The organism is Acinetobacter calcoaceticus (assembly GCF_051947995.1).
Lineage (GTDB): Bacteria > Pseudomonadota > Gammaproteobacteria > Pseudomonadales > Moraxellaceae > Acinetobacter.
In genome coordinates this window covers 458,997-479,002 of sequence record NZ_JBLVVH010000003.1, presented here as the reverse complement: position 1 = coordinate 479,002, position 20,006 = coordinate 458,997, and the positions used below count along the sequence as shown (strand labels likewise).

The window sequence follows — 20,006 nt, the reverse complement described above, 5'->3', positions numbered from 1 at the left end:
ACACAGGATGTGATTGGAATAATTATTGCTGTAATAAAAAATACTTTGATTCAATACATCAACAAGCCTGCACAGAACTTGTGCTGGGCCAGTTAAAAGATCTACAAATGAGTGCGTATGATGAAGCATGAAAAACTTGAAACGACTTTACCGGTTCTTCAGGACCAGTATGGTCGTATTAAGCGTAAGTTACGGATTTCCGTGACCGATCGCTGCAATTTCAAGTGCATTTATTGTATGCCTGAGCATCCTGAATGGATGAAAAAACAGGATTTGCTCAGTTTCGAAGCCTTATTCGCCTTTTGCCAATATATGGTCGGGCAAGGGATCGAGAATATTCGTATCACGGGTGGCGAGCCGTTAATGCGTCAGAGCGTGGTGCATTTTATTGCTGATTTACAACGGCTAAGAGCGTTCGGCTTAAAACGGATTTCAATCACCACCAATGCCCATTATCTGGCGAAGTACGCACAAGCTTTGAAACAGGCGGGTTTAGATGATCTTAATATCAGTCTGGATAGCCTGAATCCGGCCCAGTTCAAGCAACTGACCAAAAAGGAACTGGCGCCCGTACTCGATGGTATAGAGGCCGCAAGAAAGGTTGGGCTGCCATTTAAACTCAATTGTGTGCTAATGAAAGGTCAAAATGATGACCAGATTTTGCCGATGGTACAGTGGGCAAAGCAACAGAACATTCCATTGCGCTTTATCGAGTTTATGCCACTGGATGGTGATCGGCACTGGACGAATGATGCGGTGGTCACTGAAGCGGAAATTTTAGCGCAACTCCAGTCACATTATGATGTTCAGCTTTTACCACAGCAGCATGAGCCTGCGCGGATCTATCAACTCGATGGCGATTATCCACTTGGTATTATTTCGACCATTAGCCATTCATTTTGTGGCGACTGCGATCGAATCCGTTTAACGGCTCAAGGTGAACTGTATAACTGTCTATTTGCTCAACAGGGCTTAAATATTAAGCCTTATTTACAGGATATACTTCAACAGAATAATGAGTTAAAGCAGCTTGCGTTATTACAACTCGAACAACAGCTTAAGCCTTATATCTGGCATAAAGCCCAAGGATATCATGCCATACAACAGCAAAACGCCCGTAAAATCAGTATGCATATGCTGGGTGGTTAAACCCGCATGTGATCTGGAGTAAATATGCAAACCATTGAGATTAAAATTGAAGCTTTTGGTGCAATTGAACGATTGTTACCCAAGTCGCTAGCATTCGAGTTTGCAGAAAATCACAGTGTCAAAGATGTATTGACCCGAATAGTAAAGCTCTATCCTGAGGCTGATCAGGCCATGGAAAAATGTGCCTGCGCAATAGGAGAAGATATGGTGACGCGTCAAACCGCATTAAATAGATCGTGTACTTTAGTACTGTTGTCGCCAGTAGCAGGAGGCTAAATATGCGTGAATTTGCCCGAGTACAGGATCAGGCGCTAAGCCTTGACAGCTTTGATCCCATTCAATCCTTTCCTGAATGTGGGGGGATTGATATCTTTATCGGCACAGTGCGTAATCATCATGAGGGTAAAGCGGTCAAGGCCTTGAAATACACCTCCTATACGCCCGTTGCTGAAAAGATGATTCGTGAAATCGAACAGCAAGTCAAAGACAAATATCAGGTTTCTTATGTTCGGGTGATGCATCGTATCGGTTATCTAGAGGTCAGCGAAACTGCAATTATTGCCATTGCCTATGCCGCCCATCGCCGTGAAGCATTTCAGGCCTGCGAAGAAGCTGTAGAACGGGTCAAACATGAAGTTCCGATCTGGAAAGAAGAGTTTTTCATGGATGGCACCAGTCACTATGTGGAAGGTTGTTGTATTCGCAAAGATACGGCAGAATCAACGTCTCAGGCTGAGCGGCATCAACATGTTCATCATTCAGAAAATTGCACACATACGCATACACACGAATAAAGTCTCAGGAAGTTAAAATGAAAAATGTTGGGATGAAACCCGAAAGTTACCGTGTAGCAGAAGCACAAGCAATTTTACATGCACCCGCCCATTGTATTCAGTTACTTCGGGATGGAAATACCGAAAAAGGCGATGCCTTAAGAACTGCGCGTATTGCGGGGATTCTGGCAGCAAAACGCACAGATGAGCTGATTCCGCTGTGTCATCCCTTACCGATTTATCGTGCTGATGTGGAGTATGAGCTGCAAGATGATCATGTGGTGATCTTAACTACAGTTGAAACCATCGGACCGACAGGTGTTGAGATGGAAGCTTTGACGGCTGCCAGTCTGGCTGGATTAACCCTGTATGACATGCTGAAACCGCATTGCGAACCTGAAGAGCTGTGTCTGGATCAATGCAAATTGCTGAAGAAAAAGGGCGGTAAATCCCACTTTAAACGCACCTTGCGTCAGCCTGTTTCTGCGGCTGTGATAGTGCTTTCGGATACCGTGGCTGCGGGACGTAAACCAGATACAGCAGGTAAATCTGTGGTCGAGACTTTGACCGAAGCGGGCTTTGATCCGATTCATTATCAAATTCTGCCTGATGAAGCTGACCAGTTAAAAGATCTGGTGCTAGAACTCACTCAATCTTATGCCTGCATCATGACGGTTGGTGGAACAGGAATTGGCAAGCGAGATATTACGGTGGATACGCTTGAGCCGCTGCTGGAAAGAAAACTGGATGGCCTGATGGAAGCGGCACGTTCATTTGGACAGAAACGGACGCCTTATGCGGCGATGTCACGTGGTGTTGCAGGATTTATTGATCGTTCATTGGTGGTGACTTTGCCGGGCAGTCGCGGCGGGGCCAGTGAATCCATGGCTGCGATTTTACCTGCATTGGTACATATTTTTGATGTCTGCCGAGACTTACCACATCCAGGGGGCTATGAATAATGTCCGGATGTGGTGCTGAAAAAGGATTGATCAGTATTGATGATGCATTCGCACTGATTCAAGCTCAAACCAAAATCTTAGCCACTGAGACCTTGCCTTTGGGCGAGTGTCTCAATCGTTATCTGGCTCAAGTGATCACTTCTCAGGTGAATTTACCGAGCTTCTCACAAAGTGCAGTGGATGGCTATGCAATCCATAGTGTAAGTGAAAACTTGCAAGATGCGACTTTCTCGGTGATTGGCGAAATTAAAGCGGGCAGTGAGTCTGATGTAGAACTTAGGGATGGACAAGCCGTTCGTATTTTTACTGGGGGGAAAATCCCGGAAGGAACCACTCATGTGGCTCGGCAAGAAATTGTACATGTTGAAAGCGAGTACCTGATCCGTTTGACTGAACATATCAAGGCTCAGGCCGATATCCGTTTTACCGGAGAAGAAGTGCAGTGTGGGCAACAACTGGCGGCGCCTGGTCAACGCATTAATATCGGTGCTTTGGCCGCTTTAAGTATGGCAGGCGTGAAAACACTTGAAGTATTTAAACAGCCCAAAGTTGCTGTGGTGATTACCGGTGATGAAGTTGCTGAAACCCCCGAGGATCTACAGGCTGGCAAAGTGTTTGATGCCAATGGTCCGCTGTTAAAAGCCTGGTTGCAAGACTATGGGCTAGCGGTAGAAATACGTCATATAGCAGATGAAGCAGAACAGGTGACACAATGCTTTGAACAGCTCAAGCCTCATTATGATGTGATTATTACCACAGGCGGTGTTTCTGTGGGGGACTATGATTTCGTCCGTCCTTGTGCTTTTGAAGCAGGCTTTGAACAGGTGTTCTGGAAGGTCAAGCAAAAACCAGGCAAGCCTTTATTTTTTGCTGAATATACGGCTTCCAATCATCACTGTTATATACTCGGTTTGCCTGGCAATCCGGCAGCCGTGTATGTGTGTATGCAGATGTATGGCAAAGTGCTATTCGATGCCTTACAAGATCAACCAAATTCTCTGGATTGGTTTAGTGGCATACTGACCCATGATTTAAAGTCCGATGCACGTGAACGATTCTTAAGAATGTATGCCTACTTTGAACAAGGTCAACTCAAGCTGAAAAGCCTTGCCAAGCAGCAATCGCATATGCTGAGTAATCTGATGCAGGCCAACTGTCTGGTACGTATTCCTGCCCATATCCAGCCTGAAGCAGGAATGGAAATGAACGGAGTATTCATTCGTAATTAAAGGTTCAGCAGAAATGATTAAAATTTGTGAATATTGTCACTTTTCGCCAAGTGCCAATATTGCATCTGATGGACCAGGTGGTTTAGTGTATATTTTATATTGTTTAGTTTCTAAACATGACGGTTCAAGACATAGATTCCATGTCTGCAAAAACTTTAAAAAAATGATTAGGTGATAATAATGAAATGGGAAGAAATTGGCGATCAGCCATGTTCAGTGGCTCGGACGCTTTCAGTATTAGGTGATCGTTGGACAATGCTCATCTTACGTAATGCATTTATGGGCGTACGCCGTTTTGATGACTTTCAACGAAGTCTGGGCTTAACCCGTCATGTGCTTTCAGAACGTTTAAAACGTCTGGTCGAGCACGAGATTCTAATCAAGGTACCGTATGTCGACCGACAGGAACGCTTTGAATACCAACTGACCGAAAAAGGTTTGGATCTGTATCCGATCCTGCTGGCGATGGTGCAATGGGCAGATAAATGGATGGATATGGGACTGGGCAAGCCACTTGAATTTACGCATAAAAGCTGTGGCAAGAAAATTAGCCCGAAAGTGATCTGTTCAGAATGCGATGAGCCGATCCATGTTAAAGATGTGCGGGTGGCTGCTGGTCCGGGCTATTTTGCTTTTATCGAACAGAAACAAAAAAGTGCATAATCAACCATGCTGATGTGCTATCTGAATCGCATGCGATAGCACCTCGAAAATTTTTGGGTTCTGGCATTGCGCTACATTAAAACGAATAAAATTTTTAAACTTCTGGCTTTGACTAAAGGCATTGCCAGGTGCCAGAATCACACCTTGTTCCAGACAATATTGAGCAATTCGTGCTGTATCCAGATATTTAGGTAATTCACACCATAGAAATAGACCTGCCTGAGGTTTCACCCACGGCTTGATGCCCAGTTTCTCTAACTGTTTGATGGTTGAATCCATGGCTTTTGCCAGATCTATTTTGAGTTCATCCAGATATTTACGATAGCTACCATCTGTTAAAGCTGAAAATAAAATTTCTGCGCAAAGGTTATTGCCGCCAAAGCTGGTTGCGATCTTGATGTCCGTTAAATCCTCGATCCACTCTGGTTTGGTTGCGATATAACCTGTGCGGACTGCGCCAGATAAAGTTTTAGAAAAACTGCCAATATGAATGACACGAGACAAACCATCCAGTGCTGCGAGTCGTGGCGCCGTATGAAGCTCCAGATCTGCAAAAATATCATCTTCAATCACAATCAGGTTGGATTGCTCAACCAGTTTTAACACCTGATAGGCTTTGGATGCAGTGAGTACGGCACCAGTCGGATTGTGAATGCCTGAGTTGGTAATATATAAGCGGGGATTATGTTTGTGAATGGCCTGAGCGAATGCTTCAATATCAGGTCCGGTTTGCGTATAAGGCACGCCAATGATCTGAATCTGGTGAACTTTGAGTAAGGCGTGAAAATTAAAATAACAAGGATCATCCACCAGTACCACATCATTGGATTTCAGGAAATAGCGGCAAATTAAATCAATGGCCTGGGTGCCGGAATCTGTCAATAAAATCTGATTGGGACTGGCTTCAATCCCTTTGGCCAAAATCTTACGGGAAAGCAATTCACGTAACGGTGCCAACCCTAAAGGAGTTGAATAATCGGTCAGAATATGTGAATGGGCTCTGGAGACTTTGCGCATTGCTTTGCGTATATTTTCATGCGGCATCCAGTCATGGGGCAACCAGCCACAGCCTGGTTTGAGTACTTCTTGTTTTGCTTCCAGTGCTTGTCTGGAAATCCAAAGCGGGTCAATATTGCGGTCAATTTTAGGGTGAATTTCCGAGATCGATAATGGCGCAAGGGGGCCTGCAACAAAGAAACCCGAGCCTGTCTTCGCTTCGATCAGGCCTTGTGCCGCTAATCGCTCATAGGCTTCGACAATAGTGGAAACAGACAGGCTTAACAGGCTTGCCAATGCTCGAACGGAAGGAAGACGCGAGCCAGGCACTAAGGAGCGATTTTTAATCTGTTCATGAATATACTGTATCACAGAATCAATTTTCGTGCTTTTCATCAGTTTGAGCCCGACTGTGTTGGATTTTGTACCAGTACAGTTATTTAAAATTGTACTGTAGTGTGTATGGTGCATTTACCTTAGCACAGTTTAAATTCTGCATATAGATCTGGAGAATTTAAATGAAGTCTTTAAGCAGCGGCTGGATCAATGGATTCATTGGCGTGGTCATATTTGCAGGTTCTTTACCTGCCACCCGTGTTGCAGTCATGGATTTCAGCCCCACTTTTTTAACTGCGGCAAGGGCTGCGATTGCTGGACTGCTGGGCTTGATTCTGCTTATCTTGTCACGACAGAAATTACCTGAGAAAAAGGACTGGCTGCCCTTATGCTATGTTGCCGTGGGGGTGGTAATTGGATTTCCGTTATTCACTGCTTTAGCGCTTCAATATGTCAGTGCAGCCCATACCATTGTATTTGTTGGACTATTGCCGCTGGCGACTGCAATTTTTGGTGTATTACGCGGTGGTGAACGACCTAATCTTATCTTTTGGCTGTTTGCGATTTTAGGCGCTGCGCTGGTTTTTGGCTTTATGTTGATCCAAACGGGGACCTGGTCATTTAATTATGGTGATCTTTTCATGTTATTGGCGATATTGCTTTGTGGCTTTGGCTATGCAGAAGGCGGGCAGCTTTCAAAACATTTAGGAGGGTGGCAAGTGATTTGCTGGGCACTGATTCTAACCTTACCTATGATGCTTTTGCTTTCTTATCTGTCTATGCCAGTGAGTTTTGATCAGATCTCGGTTCCTGCAAAGCTGGGTTTAGCCTATGTCTCATTATTCAGTATGCTGATCGGTTTCTTTTTCTGGTACAAAGGTCTGGCGCAAGGGGGGATTGCCACTGTAGGGCAATTACAACTACTACAACCCATATTAGGACTGGTCATTGCCGCAGTACTGCTGCATGAACAGGTCAGTATCGCCATGTTTGCGGTTACGGTTGCAGTGATTGTATGTGTAGCCTGTGCCAAGAAATTTGCTTGAAGTGTTATAGACAGTTTGCCGGTTTGGGCACGCCCGCTAAACGACTTAAATGGCGAGCGACCAGACCGGTATTAAATCGTTGCTGTAACTCGGCATTATTAATCTCGGGACCAACCGTCTTCATTAAAAACTTAATCAATGGGCGGGTCGCTGGTGAATGGCCAAATTGCTGATAAAACTGCCGTACTGCATGCAGTACCTCAAAATGCCAGTCGGTCAGTTCTAAATCCAGTGTTTTCGCCAGTTCCTGAGCCACCTCAGGGTTCCAGATGGTGTAATCGACCAGATGACCGTCTTGATCTAACTCTAATTGCATAAATAGCCTAAGTAAAATTTAAATAAATCCTATGAAAGATCATTTTAACGTGATACAGCGTTTAAATTGTAAAACTAAATCTGCAAATGCTGCGTAATCAATCACTTTAATATGTTCGCTATTCTCATTACTCAACAGGCCCAGTTCATTTTCCAGACAGTAGAGATGAGCATGGCAACTAAAAACTGTCGCTGGAATAGCCCAGGTGGTATCACCCATAATCACGATATGGTCATCAGATTGTGCCATTTGTGCTAACTGGTTCCAGATTTTATCGCGGTTGTTTGAGGGTGATTGGATTAAAAATAACGTACTATTTTTCACTGGGAAAGTCCTTACCAATACAAGACATGATCAAATGAGCGAATGAATTCAGGGCTTATATTGATAAATTCAATTTCCTGATCGGTGTTTTTTACAATGCTAAGTTGTTGATTTTTAATTTCAACTAAAATTGGGGTCAGATCATAGAACTCAAAACTGTCGACCATGTTGGCTGCGATTTTAAAGGCATGTTTGAACTGGTCAAATTCTAATTTATTGTTCAACAAACTCAGTCCAGCGTCGCTTAATAATACTTTGACAGAAATACCAAAGGTTGCTAAAACCATAGTTGCAGACAGACTTTCATTGATCTGCAAATTCGTTAAATTAGGCTGCGTTAGGATGACAAGTACAGATTTCACACAATTTACCTTTTTAAAGCAACACTCTATTAAAGAACTTAAATTAAAATTGAATTAAACGAGAACAGCTTTGCACTGCATCAGCAAGCTCTCCAAGCCCAACCAGCTCAAAACCTTGTGCCAAGTTGTGATGTTGAAGTGAATGACGCTGTGCATTGCTTGCATCAGTGATTCCCCGAGCAAGGGCAGCACTGACACAGACAGGGAGTCGAATGCCCAGCTTTTGCCATTCCTGTTTCAGGTTGCGTTGATCATCAGGAAACCACTGTAAATCGTTCGCAACGTGAACACCGTCTTGGTAAAAGAAAACACGAATATCTTCATGCTTGTTTTGTAATGCTTGTGCTAGACCGAATGCATGCCATGCAATCACAGACGTAGGCGGAGAAGTAATTAACAGTAGTGTACTCATTGAACATTCACTATGGTCATAGTAGGCAAAATGATGATGGACAGATTAAAAAGAAGGTAAGTATACAATGATTTTGGTGACAGGTGGTTTAGGCTTTATCGGTTCACATATTGCCTTGAGTTTATTGGCTCATGGGCAAGAGATTGTCATTGTTGATAACCTGGCTAACTCAACTTTACAAACTCTGGAACGTCTGGAGTATATTTCAGGCATGTATATTCCTTTTGCGAAACTGGATGTACGTAATACGCCTGCATTAAATAAAGTATTTGAACAATATTCAATTGATACCGTCATTCATACGGCAAGCTTTAAATCACTGGAAGAATCTACATTAAAACCACTCGAATACTATAATGATAATGTTAGTAGTATCATGAGCTTATTACGTGCAATGCAACGGATGGGCGTTAGGCAGCTCATCAACCTCTCCAGTCTGGCCGTCTATGGTCAGTCTGATCCAGCACTTTCAGAAGAAACAGCATTTAATCATAACTCTGCCAATCCTTATATCCGCTCACAGCAAATGGTCGAAGATATTATTGCAGATACCTATAAGGTCGACCATGAATGGAAAATCGTCAATCTACGTTTATCTAATATCGTGGGTGCATTCGAGCACGGTGTTCTGGGGGAGTATGTCACCCAATTACCTAAAAATATTGTACCTTTAGCGCTGCAAGTCGCTGCTTTGCAACGTGATTGTATTGAACTGCAAAATCAGGCTCAAACGCAAGATGGCACCGTTGAACGTAGCTTCTTACATGTTCTGGATGCGTGTGATGCAATTTTAATGACCTTGAATTGGTTAAAAACTCAGTCTGGATGTCTGGAATCATTCAATATTGCACATTCGCATCTGACATCAATTCAACGTTTGCTGGACGAAATTTCCAAGGTCACTCAAGCTGAGGTGCGTGTGCAGCCTGCAATCTATCAACATGATGAATTAGCTCAACTGGGGGCCAATATAGAGAAAGCCCAGCGTATTTTAAACTGGACACCGAAACGGCCTTTAGCGCAAATGATTGAGGATGAATGGCGTTTTTATCTAAATACCTTGAAAGGCAATTAGATAATGATTCTTATTTACATGTTTGGCTGGTTTGATTAGGATAGTCTAACCTAACCAGCCAAAGCATTACTTTGCTTCAGCCCGTGATAATTTTAACCAGATAGAGCAGAGGTTGTTTATGCAAATGCGAATTGAACACGACACCATGGGTGAAATCGAGGTTCCGAACGAAGCTTTATGGGGTGCGCAAACGCAAAGAAGTTTACAGAACTTTAAGATCGGTCAGGAGCGTTTGCCACGTCCGATGATTCGTGCGATGGGCCTAGTCAAAAAAGCGGCCGCGATCACCAATGCTGAATTAAAACAACTTCCTGAAGATTTAAGCCAATATATTGTCGGTGCTGCTGAAGAAGTGATTACTGGGCAGTGGGATTCACAATTCCCGCTGGTGGTCTGGCAAACCGGTTCGGGTACGCAAAGTAATATGAACTGCAATGAAGTGATTGCCAATATTGCCAACCAGAAATTAGGGCAGGCTTTGGGTGCACAAAACCCCGTCCATCCAAATGATCATGTCAATCGTGCGCAATCAACCAATGACTCTTTTCCGACCGCGATTCATGTTGCTGCCAGTCTGCAAATCAATGAACTCCTGATTCCTGCGGTTGAAAAGTTGAAACAGACCTTACAGCGCAAATCAGAAGAATTTGATGACATTGTCAAAATCGGTCGTACGCATTTACAAGACGCAACCCCTTTAACTTTGGGACAAGAATTTAGTGGCTATGTATCGCAACTGGAACATGGTTTAAAACGTTTGCAACAGGCATTGGCTGGACTGTACGAGTTGCCTTTAGGGGGGACCGCAGTTGGAACCGGTTTAAATGCCCATCCAGATTATGCGGTAAAAGCAGCAGAACAATTGGCCATCTTGACGGGGCTGCCATTTGTGACCGCGCCAAACAAGTTTGAAGCTTTGGCTGGTCGTGATGCAGCGGTATTTGCTTCGGGTGCATTGAAAACCTTGGCTGCAAGTTTGAATAAAATTGCCAATGATATTCGCTGGTTAGCGAGTGGGCCACGTTGTGGTTTTGGTGAAATCCGTATACCTGAGAACGAACCGGGCTCGAGTATCATGCCGGGTAAAGTCAATCCCACCCAGAGTGAAGCCATGACCATGGTGGTTGCTCAAGTTCTAGGCAATGACACCACCATTAACGTTGCGGGTGCATCCGGGAACTTCGAGCTGAATGTATTTATGCCCGTGATTGCCTATAATTTATTGCAATCGATTCAGTTACTGGGCGATGCATGTAATAGCTTTAATGACCATTGTGCAGTGGGGATTGAACCGAATCGTGACAAGATTGATCATTTCTTACATAATTCATTGATGTTGGTCACTGCACTCAATCCTGTGATCGGTTATGAAAATTCTGCCAAAGTGGCGAAAACCGCTTACAAGGAAAATAAAACCTTGAAACAGGTCGCTGTGGAGCTGGGTTTGGTTACTGCAGAACAATTTGATGAAGTGGTGAAGCCTGAAAATATGGTTTCTCCAAATAGTAAATAAAAATCTTCAATTACTAAGATAAAAAATCCTTCTGCTCGTGGAAGGATTTTTTATGAGTAGTTTTTATAAAGTGAACTGCGTACAATATACTTTTGATTTATCTGACTGTTGCTTCATTATGCTCAATATTTATTTAACGGATACTAAAACCAACATCCAGTTTTCTGATTTACCCAATGAAAATCCTGTTAAGTTTCTGTTGAATTTAAAGAAAATTTTCCCAAGTACAGCTGATTTGCTGTTACCTGTATTGCCAGAAGACAATAATCTGGAAAACGTAACCTGGGAAGCAACTTCAAAAGATTTTGACGTGTTTAAAAAGTTATTGGAAGGTTGGGGTGTGATTGAGCTTCGTCTAAGTGCAATTACCACCTATAAAGATAAGAATTTTGCCAATGAGCTGGTGAAAAAAGCACAAGTTAAGCGGAAGCAGATTGCCCAGACACAACCTCAATTATCTTTGGTTGCCTTGGATTATGTGCTAATGCATGAGATTCATGCCTTGATTGATGCTGAACTGGTCATGATCGGTGAAAAATTCTATTTACCTAGATTGCGCGAACTTTGGAAGGGTCAATTCTCCGAGCAAATTTTGCAATGTAAATTCTAAGATTTAAAAGCAGACTTCGGGTCTGCTTTTTTATACTCGATGAATAAATGTAGACGTATAAATCTTGATCTACAAACATTTACAAGATTTTTGTGTGCGTATTTTGGAACGGCATATATATTGCTTATAAGGATATAAATATTATTGCGGGAGAGAAGTTCTTCAATGAACTCGCCGAAGGAGCAACGACCCCGGAAACTCTCAGGCAGAAGGACTGTAATAATAGACATAAAATCTGGAGAGCAGTGCTCAATTTGTAGGAACATAGGACTAATTTCTTCTACGATAAACACTCACCGAAGGGGAAGGCTGCATGATTAATTGGTAATCATCTGCCGAAACTCTCAGGTACCATGACAGATGGGGCTAAGCATTATGGAATGTTATGCATTTCAAGGAGTTTGCTATGCCACATGTTGTTGTGATTGGTGCGGGGATTACGGGTGTAACGTCTGCTTATGAATTAATTAAACTCGGCTATGAAGTGACGGTGATCGATCGCCATCTTTTTCCGGCTATGGAAACTTCATTTGCCAATGGTGGGCAATTGTCAGCCTGTAATGCAGAAGTCTGGAACCAGAAAGCCACAGTGCTGAAAGGCATTAAATGGATGAGTAAAAAAGATGCCCCCTTGTTGCTCAACCCATCCTTTAGTGCCCATAAATATCGCTGGTTGATTGAATTTTTAACCCATATCAAAAATTATAAAGCCAATACCATTGAAACCGTGCGTTTAGCATTGTTGGCCCGACAACGTCTATTTGAAGTGGCTGAAAAAGAAAGTCTGTCTTTTGATCTGGAAAAACGTGGCATTTTGCATATGTATCACACCAGAGAAGATTATGAGATTGCCAAGAAGGTGAATGATGTGCTGGTTGAGGGAAAACTGGAGCGTAATGCAATTACCCCAGAGGAAATGAAAGCGATTGAACCGACTTTAACGGGTGAGTATTTTGGCGGTTATTATACGGCGGGGGATGCAACAGGGGATATTCATAAATATTCCGTGGGACTGGCAGAAAGAACTCAACAATATGGAGCAAAGTATTGTTTTGGTCTGGATGTAGTTGATATTCAATTCAATCAAGATAAGGCAATTGTTCACTGCAAGAACAGTTCAGAAAATGTAAATCCAACGGCAGATGGTATTACCGAAATTATTGCAGATGTGGTACTGGTCTGTGGCGGAGTCGGCAGTTATCAATTGGCAGATATGTTGGGCGATAGTGTGAATGTCTATCCGGTAAAGGGTTACTCGATTACAGTGCAGCTTAAAGATGAGCGCAGTGTCAATAATGCACCGTGGGTCAGCTTACTCGATGAAAGTGCAAAAATTGTCACCTCACGCTTAGGTGCAGATCGCTTACGGGTTGCGGGAACAGCTGAGTTTAATGGTTATAATCGCGATATTCGTGCTGACCGTATTCAACCGCTGATTAACTGGGTCAACCAGAATTTTGATATTTCGACTGAACATGTTGTGCCATGGGCAGGATTACGTCCAATGATGCCGAATATGTTGCCTGTGGTTAAACAAGGTAAACAACCACGTGTATTTTATAATACAGGACATGGGCATTTAGGCTGGACCTTATCTGCTGCAACGGCTGTGCTAATCAGTCAGGAAATTGCACAAAAATTCCCAAGCTGAAACTAAAAAGCCGATGTCATCACATCGGCTTTTTTTTTTAATTGAAATCTTAATCGTAGAGGCGGTAAATCCCGGTAAAACGTTCGCATCCTTTTTGTGCAGATTTAATCACCAGTAATGCTTTTTGAAAATCAAACTGATATTGGCACTTTTTTTCATTATCGGTGATCTGGTTACGTTGTTCTGTTGTGCTATAAGCAAGTAATGTTAAGGTTTGAGTTTCTGGTCGGTTATTCGGATTGCGGTAAGCAATCCCTTCAATTTTTAACTTGTCTTTATCGAGTTGATGGATTTGCAAATGAATAGGTTGAGAGGCAATTTTGCCATGTTCATATTTTAAATAATGTTGGGTCAAGGTCTGGTTCATCGACGTGTAAAAGTTCAGGTCGTCCAGACGTGCTTCAAATTGCTGTTGAAAACAGGTGTTGGTTTTACATTGCTGAACCTGGTTAAGCCACTGTGTTTGTGTATCGTGTAATAATTGCAAAGGTGCATCCGTCACCAGATATGCCGTTAAAAATTTGCTATTCAGCTTTTGGCGCTGTTCTTTGTATTGCTTGGTGCATATTTTTTGTGCTTGCAAAGCAGGGCTGTTGCAGTCAATCGATTCTGCATAGACAAATGTTGAGCAAAAACAACCCAATGTGATGATATAACCAGATTTCTTTAATTGATTTCTTACAGTGTTAAACAGCATAATCACTTATACTTTCAGTCTAATTTGCTCAACGTACTATAGCGAAATAGAAAGCCTAAATACAAGATTAGTTCGGTAATTGTAAAAGGAAAATCATATGGTTGCTCAAATCCGTATTGGACAAGGGATAGATGTACATGCATTTGAAGACGGTGAATTTGTTACTTTGGCGGGGATTAAAATTCCGCATACGCATGGTTTAAAAGCGCATTCAGACGGGGATGTGGTATTACATGCGCTGAGTGATGCATTACTGGGTGCCTTGGCGCTCGGTGATATTGGACAGCATTTTCCAGATACAGATCCAGAATATAAAGGTGCAGACAGTCGTCTGTTGCTGAAACATGTATATCAGTTGATTTTAGATCGTGGTTATCATCTCAATAATGCAGATATTACAGTAGCCTGCGAACGTCCAAAACTGGCAAAGCATAATTTGGAAATGCGTCAAAGTATTGCGGATGTATTAGATGTGGATGTGACTCAAATTAGCATTAAAGCCACAACCACAGAGAAACTTGGGTTTACAGGCCGTCAGGAAGGCATCCTGGCAACGGCAACCGTATTGGTTTCACATCAGGCAAAATGATTACTGTTGATGAGTGACTGTTCTAATTCTTGTGTTGCTTTACGGCCTTGTAGTTGTAAAGTAATACTATGAATGAGTCCAGTCCATGTCTCATTCGGTTCCCAGATTTGGTGAAGTAACTCTTGTGCAGTTGGCAGATCCATATTCATATAAAATTGGCGATATAAATACATTAAGCTACTGACACGCATATTTTTAGCGCAATGCAGCCAAACGATCTCGTTTTGAACCAGATGATCAATCAGGTCAAGAATTAACAAGCATTGCTCGGAGCAAGGGACATCCCAGTCAATGGGAATGTGAATATAGTTCAGGCCTAAATCCAGACAGATCTGATCTTGTTGGGCCAAGTAATTCTCTGATTTGCTGGTTGCAAGGTTAATGACCGTACTGCAACCATATTCTTTAATCTGTTGAAGTTGTTCAGCCGATGGTTGGGCCGAGCTAAACAGATGCTCGTGTACCAAAGAAAAATTCGGTATTTGAGATAATGCTTGTTCAAGTGAAGTCATGACGTCCGCTGTGTGTTGAGTGAGGTTCTCATATCATGAGAAACCTATTCTGAAGTCTTCACTTACTATAAGTGTTTTTATTTCAGGGTTCAATTTGAAATACACAAATAAAAACAGCATCAAATGATGCTGTCTTTTTGTCACTTAATCTTGCTTGAGATTCTCATTGAGTAAGAATTCCATCAATGCTTTTTGAGCATGTAAGCGGTTTTCGGCTTCATCCCAAACCACAGCATTTTTATGGTCCAGCATGTTTTCTGAAATTTCTTCACCACGATGCGCTGGTAAGCAATGCATAAACAGGCAGTCAGGATGTGCTAGGTCCATCAGTTTTTCATTGACCTGAAAATCTGCGAAAGCTTTTTCACGTAACTTTTGTTCTTCTTCCTGCCCCATACTTGCCCAAACATCGGTCACGATCAGGTCGGCATTGACTGCTGCATCTTCAGCTTTGTTGTAAACTTCAACACAGTCTGCAAATTCAGCTAAAAATTCAGGTTTTGGCTCATAGCCTTCAGGCGAAGCAATTTTAAGTTTAAAACCCATCAGATGTGCAGCTTCAATATAAGAGTTACACATATTGTTGCCGTCACCAATCCAGGCAACGGTTTTGCCTTCGATGCTACCGCGGTGTTCCTGAAAAGTCTGCAAGTCGGCGAGTAACTGGCAAGGGTGATGATCATCGGTCAGACCATTGATGACAGGAACTTTTGAATAAGATGCAAAACGTTCTACGATGTCATGACCGAAAGTACGGATCATCACAATATCCAGCATGCTGGAAATGACACGAGCTGAGTCTTCAATTGGCTCACCACGTCCTAATTGTGTATCACGTGGAGAAAGAAAGATCGCACTACCACCGAATTGGCAAATGCCCGCCTCAAAAGAAATACGGGTACGTGTACTCGATTTCTCAAAAATCATTCCTAAAACTTTACCTGCAAACGGCTGGTATACCGTATGGCTATGTTGCATGCGTTTAAGTTCTTGTGCACGATCTAAAATGCGTTGCAGTTCTGATGTGGATAGGTCACGTAAAGTTAGGAAATGCCGAAGCGCCATAGCTACTCCCACAATAATTATTGAGAAAAATCAATAATTAATTGTTGTTTGACGAGTGGTGGATAAAAAAGAATTGACTACTATACTATAGGTTCAAGAAAATGCAAAAGAATTAGACCTTTTGATGAGCCTTTAAAAACAGGTCTACAGAATAATCAATATAATCAATGATTTCGATGTCATTTTCTGGGACATCCAGTCCCATTAAATTTCGCCATTCGACATCTCTGAGTATGCCAAAATACATCATTGCAGAAAATTTAGGTTGAGCACAGAAAATTTCATCGTGTGTATGGGCATACTCAAGCGCATAGGCAATCGTATTCTGAATGTTTAATGCACATTGGTTATAGAAATAATGGGCAAGCTGGGTATCTTTCTGTGATTGTTCGGTAAACATACGCATAAAAGCGATGTTTTCAGGTTGAACAATATGTTGATAAAAACGGTATAAAGTCTGGGTGAGATAGGTTCTCAGGTCTGTTTTTTCTGGGACGTAAGGCAGGCAAACCCCTTGAAAGAAAACTTCCCGACGATAATCACAAATCGCAGTGAATAAACCTTCTTTATTGCCAAAATATTTATAAATCGAGGTTTTGGACCCCCCCGCATGATTGACAATATCATCCAGAGACACTGCTTCATAACCTTTCTCAAGAAATAAATCGGTTGCACATAATAACAGGGCAAGACGACGTTCTTCTCCACGACGAGTTTGAGGTTTAGCGCAACTTGGATAGCAAATATCAGTCATTATCTACTTTGGGGTAATCGGGTTGTCCTTAGTATAGCAAAAACCATATCGCTTGTATGGCTATGAAGTTTTGGAGTGTTTCAAAAGATCTCAAATGATTAAAAAAAGCGAGTCATTTTAGACTCGCTTTTTCGATGTTTAAGCGGAACGGCTTTCTTCTTCTTCGTCGTCATCCGCAGAGTCCATCCCCAGCTCTTTGAGTTTTCGGGTCAGGGTGTTGCGTCCCCAGCCCAATAGCTCTGCTGCGTGGCGTTTACGACCACGGGTCTGCTGGAGTGCTGCATTAATTAGCGTGCGTTCAAACATGGGTGTGGCAATATCAAGAATTTTCATTTCGCCATTTTTAAGTTTCTGGATGGCCCATTGACCTAATAATTCATCCCAATGATGAACTGCGATACGTTCAACGAGTGCAGGGCTAGTACTTGGTGCCGCTTGAGCATCACTGATTTTATGGACAGAGGCTTGCTTAAGTTCTGCTGGCAGGTCTTCAGGATAAACTTCACGCCCTGTAATCATGACGGTTAACCAGCGACAGGTATTCTCTAATTGACGTACATTTCCAGGCCAAGGCAGTTGCTGCATATAGTCCGTGGTTTCAGTGCGCAAGATTTTTGGGCTGACGCCAAGTTCTTTGCCTGCACGTGCCAAGAAATGCTGCGCCAGCATCGGAATGTCTTCGCTACGGTGCGACAGTTTTGGAATGTGAATGCGAATCACATTCAGACGGTGGTAAAGATCTTCACGGAAACGGCCTTCATTGACCAGTTTCTCAAGATCTTGATGGGTTGCCGCAACGATACGTACATCTACCTTAACCGGAATATGTCCGCCGACACGATAGAACTCACCATCTGCCAAAACACGAAGTAAACGTGTCTGGGTTTCAAATGGCATGTCGCCGATTTCGTCCAGGAATAAGGTACCACCATTGGCTTGTTCAAAACGACCTTGATGTTGTGTGTTAGCACCTGTAAAGGCGCCTTTTTCATGGCCGAATAATTCGGTTTCGATCAGGTCTTTGGGAATTGCCGCCATATTCAGCGCAATAAAGGGTTTGGCACGACGCGGTGAGTGCTTGTGTAAGGCATGCGCCACCAATTCTTTACCCGTACCGGATTCACCATTAATTAGGACTGTAATATGTGATTGCGACAAGCGACCAATGGCGCGGAACACTTCCTGCATGGCCGGCGATTCACCGATGATTTCGGTCGACTGCAATGGTGAAGCGGCTTTGGTGGCTTCTTGTTGCTGTAATTTATTAATGTGCAAAATGGCACGATTAACCAGCGCCAATGCTTCATCAATATCAAAAGGCTTGGGTAAGTATTCAAATGCACCAGTTTGGTAACTTGAGACAGCAGACTCTAGATCTGAGTGTGCAGTCATGATAATGACAGGTAGGTCAGGGTGAGTATTTTTAACCTTCGATAAGAAGGTTAGACCATCAATCCCTGGCATACGAATATCGGTCAAAATCACATCTGGTGCATCGTCATGCAAGCGTTCAAGTGCAGTTTGGGCTTCTTCAAAGTTGGTGACATCGAAACCTTCTTCTTTAAAGGTTTTCTCCAGTACCCAACGCATGGCACGATCGTCATCTATTACCCAAATTTTATTTCGTGACATGGTTTAACTCCCAAGGTAGATATAAGCTGAAAACTGTTTTTCCAGGGACTGATTGACATTCAATCATTCCGTTGTGTTGATGCATAATATTTTGAGCAATACTGAGTCCGAGTCCTGTCCCTTTAGCACGCCCTGTTACTAATGGATAGAAAACTGATTCCAGAATGCTTTCTGGAACGCCAGGGCCATTGTCCTCAATATCAATACGTACGGTTGAGCGATTGAGTACACCATTAATGGTGACAAGGCGCTGGATGCGGGTTCTCAGCACCAGTTCCGGTTCTGAGTCGATAAAAAAGTCTTTATTTTCAGTCATGGCTTGTACGGCATTGACACTGATGTTGAGCATGACCTGAATCAGTTGATCACGATCTGCCATCACATCGGGCAAAGACAGGTCATAATCCCGGGTAATCTTGATTTTCTTTTTAGTCTGGTTGGCAATCAGCGAGCGAACCCGTTCCAGTGGTTCATGTACATTGACATGTTCATAGCTCGGTAATTGACGTGAGCCGAGCATGGTATCCGCCAGATTGGTCAAACGATCGACTTCACTAATAATAATGTCAGTAAATTCGCCGTAACGGTCATCATTTAAACTGCGTGCCAGTAACTGGGTTGCACCACGGATGCCCGCTAACGGATTTTTGATTTCGTGCGCCACGCCACGGACCAGTTGACGAGCGACTTGATGCTGTTGCACCAGATTTTCTTCTTTGGAAATCTTTAACATGCGGTCAATCGGGTTTAGCTCAATCAATAAAAGCGGGTGGTAGCTTTTGCCTGCATTCAGCTGAGAAGCCGTATAATCCACATGAATCGCTTTAAAGTTAACATTGATGACGGCTTCACGTCGGGTGTAGTGTTGGCCGCTTTCTAAAGTGTTTAATAAGGCTTCATGTGTGTTGAATGTATCGTCGTGTGCATGTAATAAGTTAAGAACAGGTTGACCTGATGCGCGCAGCAGACTGATATCAAATAATGCTTCACAAGCAGAATTTAAATAAAAAATATTAAGCTGACTATCGACCAGTAAAATGGCAGTGCTTAAATTATCTACTAAGAGCCGATAGTCGATAATGTTCTGTTGATCCATTTGTGAATCATCCTGTTTTAAAATGGCGCAATAAATATAAATTTTAATGAATAGCCATTAACTTCTAAAATGTACTTTATGCAAAATACAAGCCAACTTTGTATTAATGAGATTTCAATAACTTAATGCCGGAAAAATGCTTTTATGCGGTATTTTTCACATACATGCAGTGATTTCAATAAATTATTATGTTCCAAAATGGTGCGCTTGTGGATTTTATTTAAAATTTCGGTCGTATTTTGGT

General features: G+C 42.6%; 23 protein-coding genes and 2 riboswitches. Of the genes, 12 read left to right on the top strand and 11 right to left on the bottom strand.

Translation table 11 applies throughout. From position 1 onward, the window contains the following. The first annotated feature begins 117 nt into the window (after positions 1-117). From moaA to ACNQO6_RS08165, 6 genes are all read left to right on the top strand, one after another. Positions 118-1,149: a GTP 3',8-cyclase MoaA gene (gene moaA / locus ACNQO6_RS08190; RefSeq protein WP_440208637.1), complete on the top strand. Its 1,032-nt coding sequence runs from the start codon at positions 118-120 to the stop codon at positions 1,147-1,149. A 24-nt stretch (positions 1,150-1,173) separates the two neighbouring features. After that, the gene (locus ACNQO6_RS08185) at positions 1,174-1,425 is read left to right on the top strand and encodes a MoaD/ThiS family protein (protein ID WP_440208636.1); all 252 of its coding nucleotides are present in this window, start codon (positions 1,174-1,176) and stop codon (positions 1,423-1,425) included. A gap of 2 nt (positions 1,426-1,427) precedes the next feature. Next, a complete protein-coding gene (locus ACNQO6_RS08180; RefSeq protein WP_005230185.1) occupies positions 1,428-1,943 on the top strand; it encodes a molybdenum cofactor biosynthesis protein MoaE in 516 nt (171 codons plus the stop codon). Between the two features lie 17 nt (positions 1,944-1,960). After that, positions 1,961-2,884 carry a bifunctional molybdenum cofactor biosynthesis protein MoaC/MoaB gene (gene moaCB, locus ACNQO6_RS08175; RefSeq protein ID WP_440208635.1) on the top strand — a complete coding sequence of 308 codons (924 nt, stop codon included), beginning with the start codon at positions 1,961-1,963 and terminating at the stop codon, positions 2,882-2,884. Next, positions 2,884-4,113, top strand: a complete 1,230-nt coding sequence (locus ACNQO6_RS08170) for a molybdopterin molybdotransferase MoeA (RefSeq protein WP_440208634.1) — start codon at positions 2,884-2,886, stop codon at positions 4,111-4,113. The genes moaCB and ACNQO6_RS08170 overlap by 1 nt, the downstream gene beginning before the upstream one ends. Positions 4,114-4,293: 180 nt before the next feature. Continuing rightward, positions 4,294-4,776 carry a winged helix-turn-helix transcriptional regulator gene (locus ACNQO6_RS08165; RefSeq protein ID WP_009515465.1) on the top strand — a complete coding sequence of 161 codons (483 nt, stop codon included), beginning with the start codon at positions 4,294-4,296 and terminating at the stop codon, positions 4,774-4,776. Here the strand turns inward: ACNQO6_RS08165 and ACNQO6_RS08160 are convergent, their stop codons facing one another. Beyond that, entirely contained in the window at positions 4,777-6,168 is a 1,392-nt protein-coding gene (locus tag ACNQO6_RS08160; protein WP_440208633.1) for a PLP-dependent aminotransferase family protein, read from the bottom strand. Between the two features lie 122 nt (positions 6,169-6,290). Between ACNQO6_RS08160 and ACNQO6_RS08155 the strand changes: the two genes are divergently transcribed. Next, the gene (locus tag ACNQO6_RS08155) at positions 6,291-7,154 is read left to right on the top strand and encodes a DMT family transporter (protein ID WP_440208632.1); all 864 of its coding nucleotides are present in this window, start codon (positions 6,291-6,293) and stop codon (positions 7,152-7,154) included. A gap of 4 nt (positions 7,155-7,158) precedes the next feature. Here the strand turns inward: ACNQO6_RS08155 and ACNQO6_RS08150 are convergent, their stop codons facing one another. From ACNQO6_RS08150 to tusD, 4 genes are read right to left on the bottom strand one after another with little or no spacing between them, the layout of a single operon-like run. Further along, complete coding sequence (locus ACNQO6_RS08150; RefSeq protein ID WP_005230193.1) at positions 7,159-7,470, bottom strand: TusE/DsrC/DsvC family sulfur relay protein; 312 nt, start codon at positions 7,468-7,470, stop codon at positions 7,159-7,161. Between the two features lie 39 nt (positions 7,471-7,509). After that, complete coding sequence (locus tag ACNQO6_RS08145; protein ID WP_440208631.1) at positions 7,510-7,794, bottom strand: DsrH/TusB family sulfur metabolism protein; 285 nt, start codon at positions 7,792-7,794, stop codon at positions 7,510-7,512. Between the two features lie 11 nt (positions 7,795-7,805). After that, positions 7,806-8,156, bottom strand: a complete 351-nt coding sequence (locus ACNQO6_RS08140) for a hypothetical protein (RefSeq protein WP_440208630.1) — start codon at positions 8,154-8,156, stop codon at positions 7,806-7,808. Between the two features lie 43 nt (positions 8,157-8,199). Continuing rightward, entirely contained in the window at positions 8,200-8,568 is a 369-nt protein-coding gene (tusD, locus tag ACNQO6_RS08135; protein WP_440208629.1) for a sulfurtransferase complex subunit TusD, read from the bottom strand. A 67-nt stretch (positions 8,569-8,635) separates the two neighbouring features. Here tusD and ACNQO6_RS08130 point away from each other — a divergent pair, with 67 nt between their 5' ends. The 4 genes from ACNQO6_RS08130 to ACNQO6_RS08115 all read left to right on the top strand — a co-directional run bounded on the left by ACNQO6_RS08130 (position 8,636) and on the right by ACNQO6_RS08115 (position 13,417). Next, complete coding sequence (locus ACNQO6_RS08130; RefSeq protein WP_440208628.1) at positions 8,636-9,643, top strand: SDR family NAD(P)-dependent oxidoreductase; 1,008 nt, start codon at positions 8,636-8,638, stop codon at positions 9,641-9,643. 118 nt (positions 9,644-9,761) lie between these two features. Beyond that, entirely contained in the window at positions 9,762-11,156 is a 1,395-nt protein-coding gene (gene fumC / locus ACNQO6_RS08125) for a class II fumarate hydratase (RefSeq protein ID WP_440208627.1), read from the top strand. Between the two features lie 118 nt (positions 11,157-11,274). After that, positions 11,275-11,766: a hypothetical protein gene (locus ACNQO6_RS08120; protein WP_343580138.1), complete on the top strand. Its 492-nt coding sequence runs from the start codon at positions 11,275-11,277 to the stop codon at positions 11,764-11,766. Between the two features lie 137 nt (positions 11,767-11,903). Then, positions 11,904-11,993: riboswitch (glycine riboswitch) on the top strand. Position 11,994: 1 nt separating this feature from the next. Continuing rightward, positions 11,995-12,136, top strand: a riboswitch (glycine riboswitch). 36 nt (positions 12,137-12,172) lie between these two features. Continuing rightward, entirely contained in the window at positions 12,173-13,417 is a 1,245-nt protein-coding gene (locus tag ACNQO6_RS08115; protein WP_440208626.1) for a D-amino acid dehydrogenase, read from the top strand. A gap of 49 nt (positions 13,418-13,466) precedes the next feature. Here the strand turns inward: ACNQO6_RS08115 and ACNQO6_RS08110 are convergent, their stop codons facing one another. Continuing rightward, positions 13,467-14,114, bottom strand: a complete 648-nt coding sequence (locus ACNQO6_RS08110) for an A1S_1983 family putative colistin resistance protein (RefSeq protein ID WP_343580101.1) — start codon at positions 14,112-14,114, stop codon at positions 13,467-13,469. A gap of 97 nt (positions 14,115-14,211) precedes the next feature. On the opposite strand from ACNQO6_RS08110, the gene ispF reads away from it, so the two are divergent. Continuing rightward, positions 14,212-14,703 carry a 2-C-methyl-D-erythritol 2,4-cyclodiphosphate synthase gene (gene ispF / locus ACNQO6_RS08105; RefSeq protein WP_440208625.1) on the top strand — a complete coding sequence of 164 codons (492 nt, stop codon included), beginning with the start codon at positions 14,212-14,214 and terminating at the stop codon, positions 14,701-14,703. On the opposite strand, the gene ACNQO6_RS08100 is transcribed toward ispF, so the two are convergent. The 5 genes from ACNQO6_RS08100 to glnL form a co-directional block, all read right to left on the bottom strand. Next, positions 14,691-15,215 carry a protein tyrosine phosphatase family protein gene (locus tag ACNQO6_RS08100; RefSeq protein WP_343581171.1) on the bottom strand — a complete coding sequence of 175 codons (525 nt, stop codon included), beginning with the start codon at positions 15,213-15,215 and terminating at the stop codon, positions 14,691-14,693. The genes ispF and ACNQO6_RS08100 overlap by 13 nt on opposite strands. A gap of 144 nt (positions 15,216-15,359) precedes the next feature. Next, complete coding sequence (gene argF / locus ACNQO6_RS08095) at positions 15,360-16,280, bottom strand: ornithine carbamoyltransferase (RefSeq protein ID WP_440208624.1); 921 nt, start codon at positions 16,278-16,280, stop codon at positions 15,360-15,362. Positions 16,281-16,392: 112 nt separating this feature from the next. Further along, positions 16,393-17,034 carry a TetR/AcrR family transcriptional regulator gene (locus tag ACNQO6_RS08090; RefSeq protein WP_440208623.1) on the bottom strand — a complete coding sequence of 214 codons (642 nt, stop codon included), beginning with the start codon at positions 17,032-17,034 and terminating at the stop codon, positions 16,393-16,395. Positions 17,035-17,172: 138 nt separating this feature from the next. Beyond that, positions 17,173-18,666: a nitrogen regulation protein NR(I) gene (glnG, locus tag ACNQO6_RS08085; protein ID WP_440208622.1), complete on the bottom strand. Its 1,494-nt coding sequence runs from the start codon at positions 18,664-18,666 to the stop codon at positions 17,173-17,175. Then, positions 18,653-19,762 (bottom strand): nitrogen regulation protein NR(II), encoded by a 1,110-nt coding sequence (gene glnL / locus ACNQO6_RS08080; RefSeq protein ID WP_440208621.1) that lies wholly within the window; start codon positions 19,760-19,762, stop codon positions 18,653-18,655. The genes glnG and glnL overlap by 14 nt, the downstream gene beginning before the upstream one ends. Positions 19,763-20,006 lie beyond the last annotated feature (244 nt).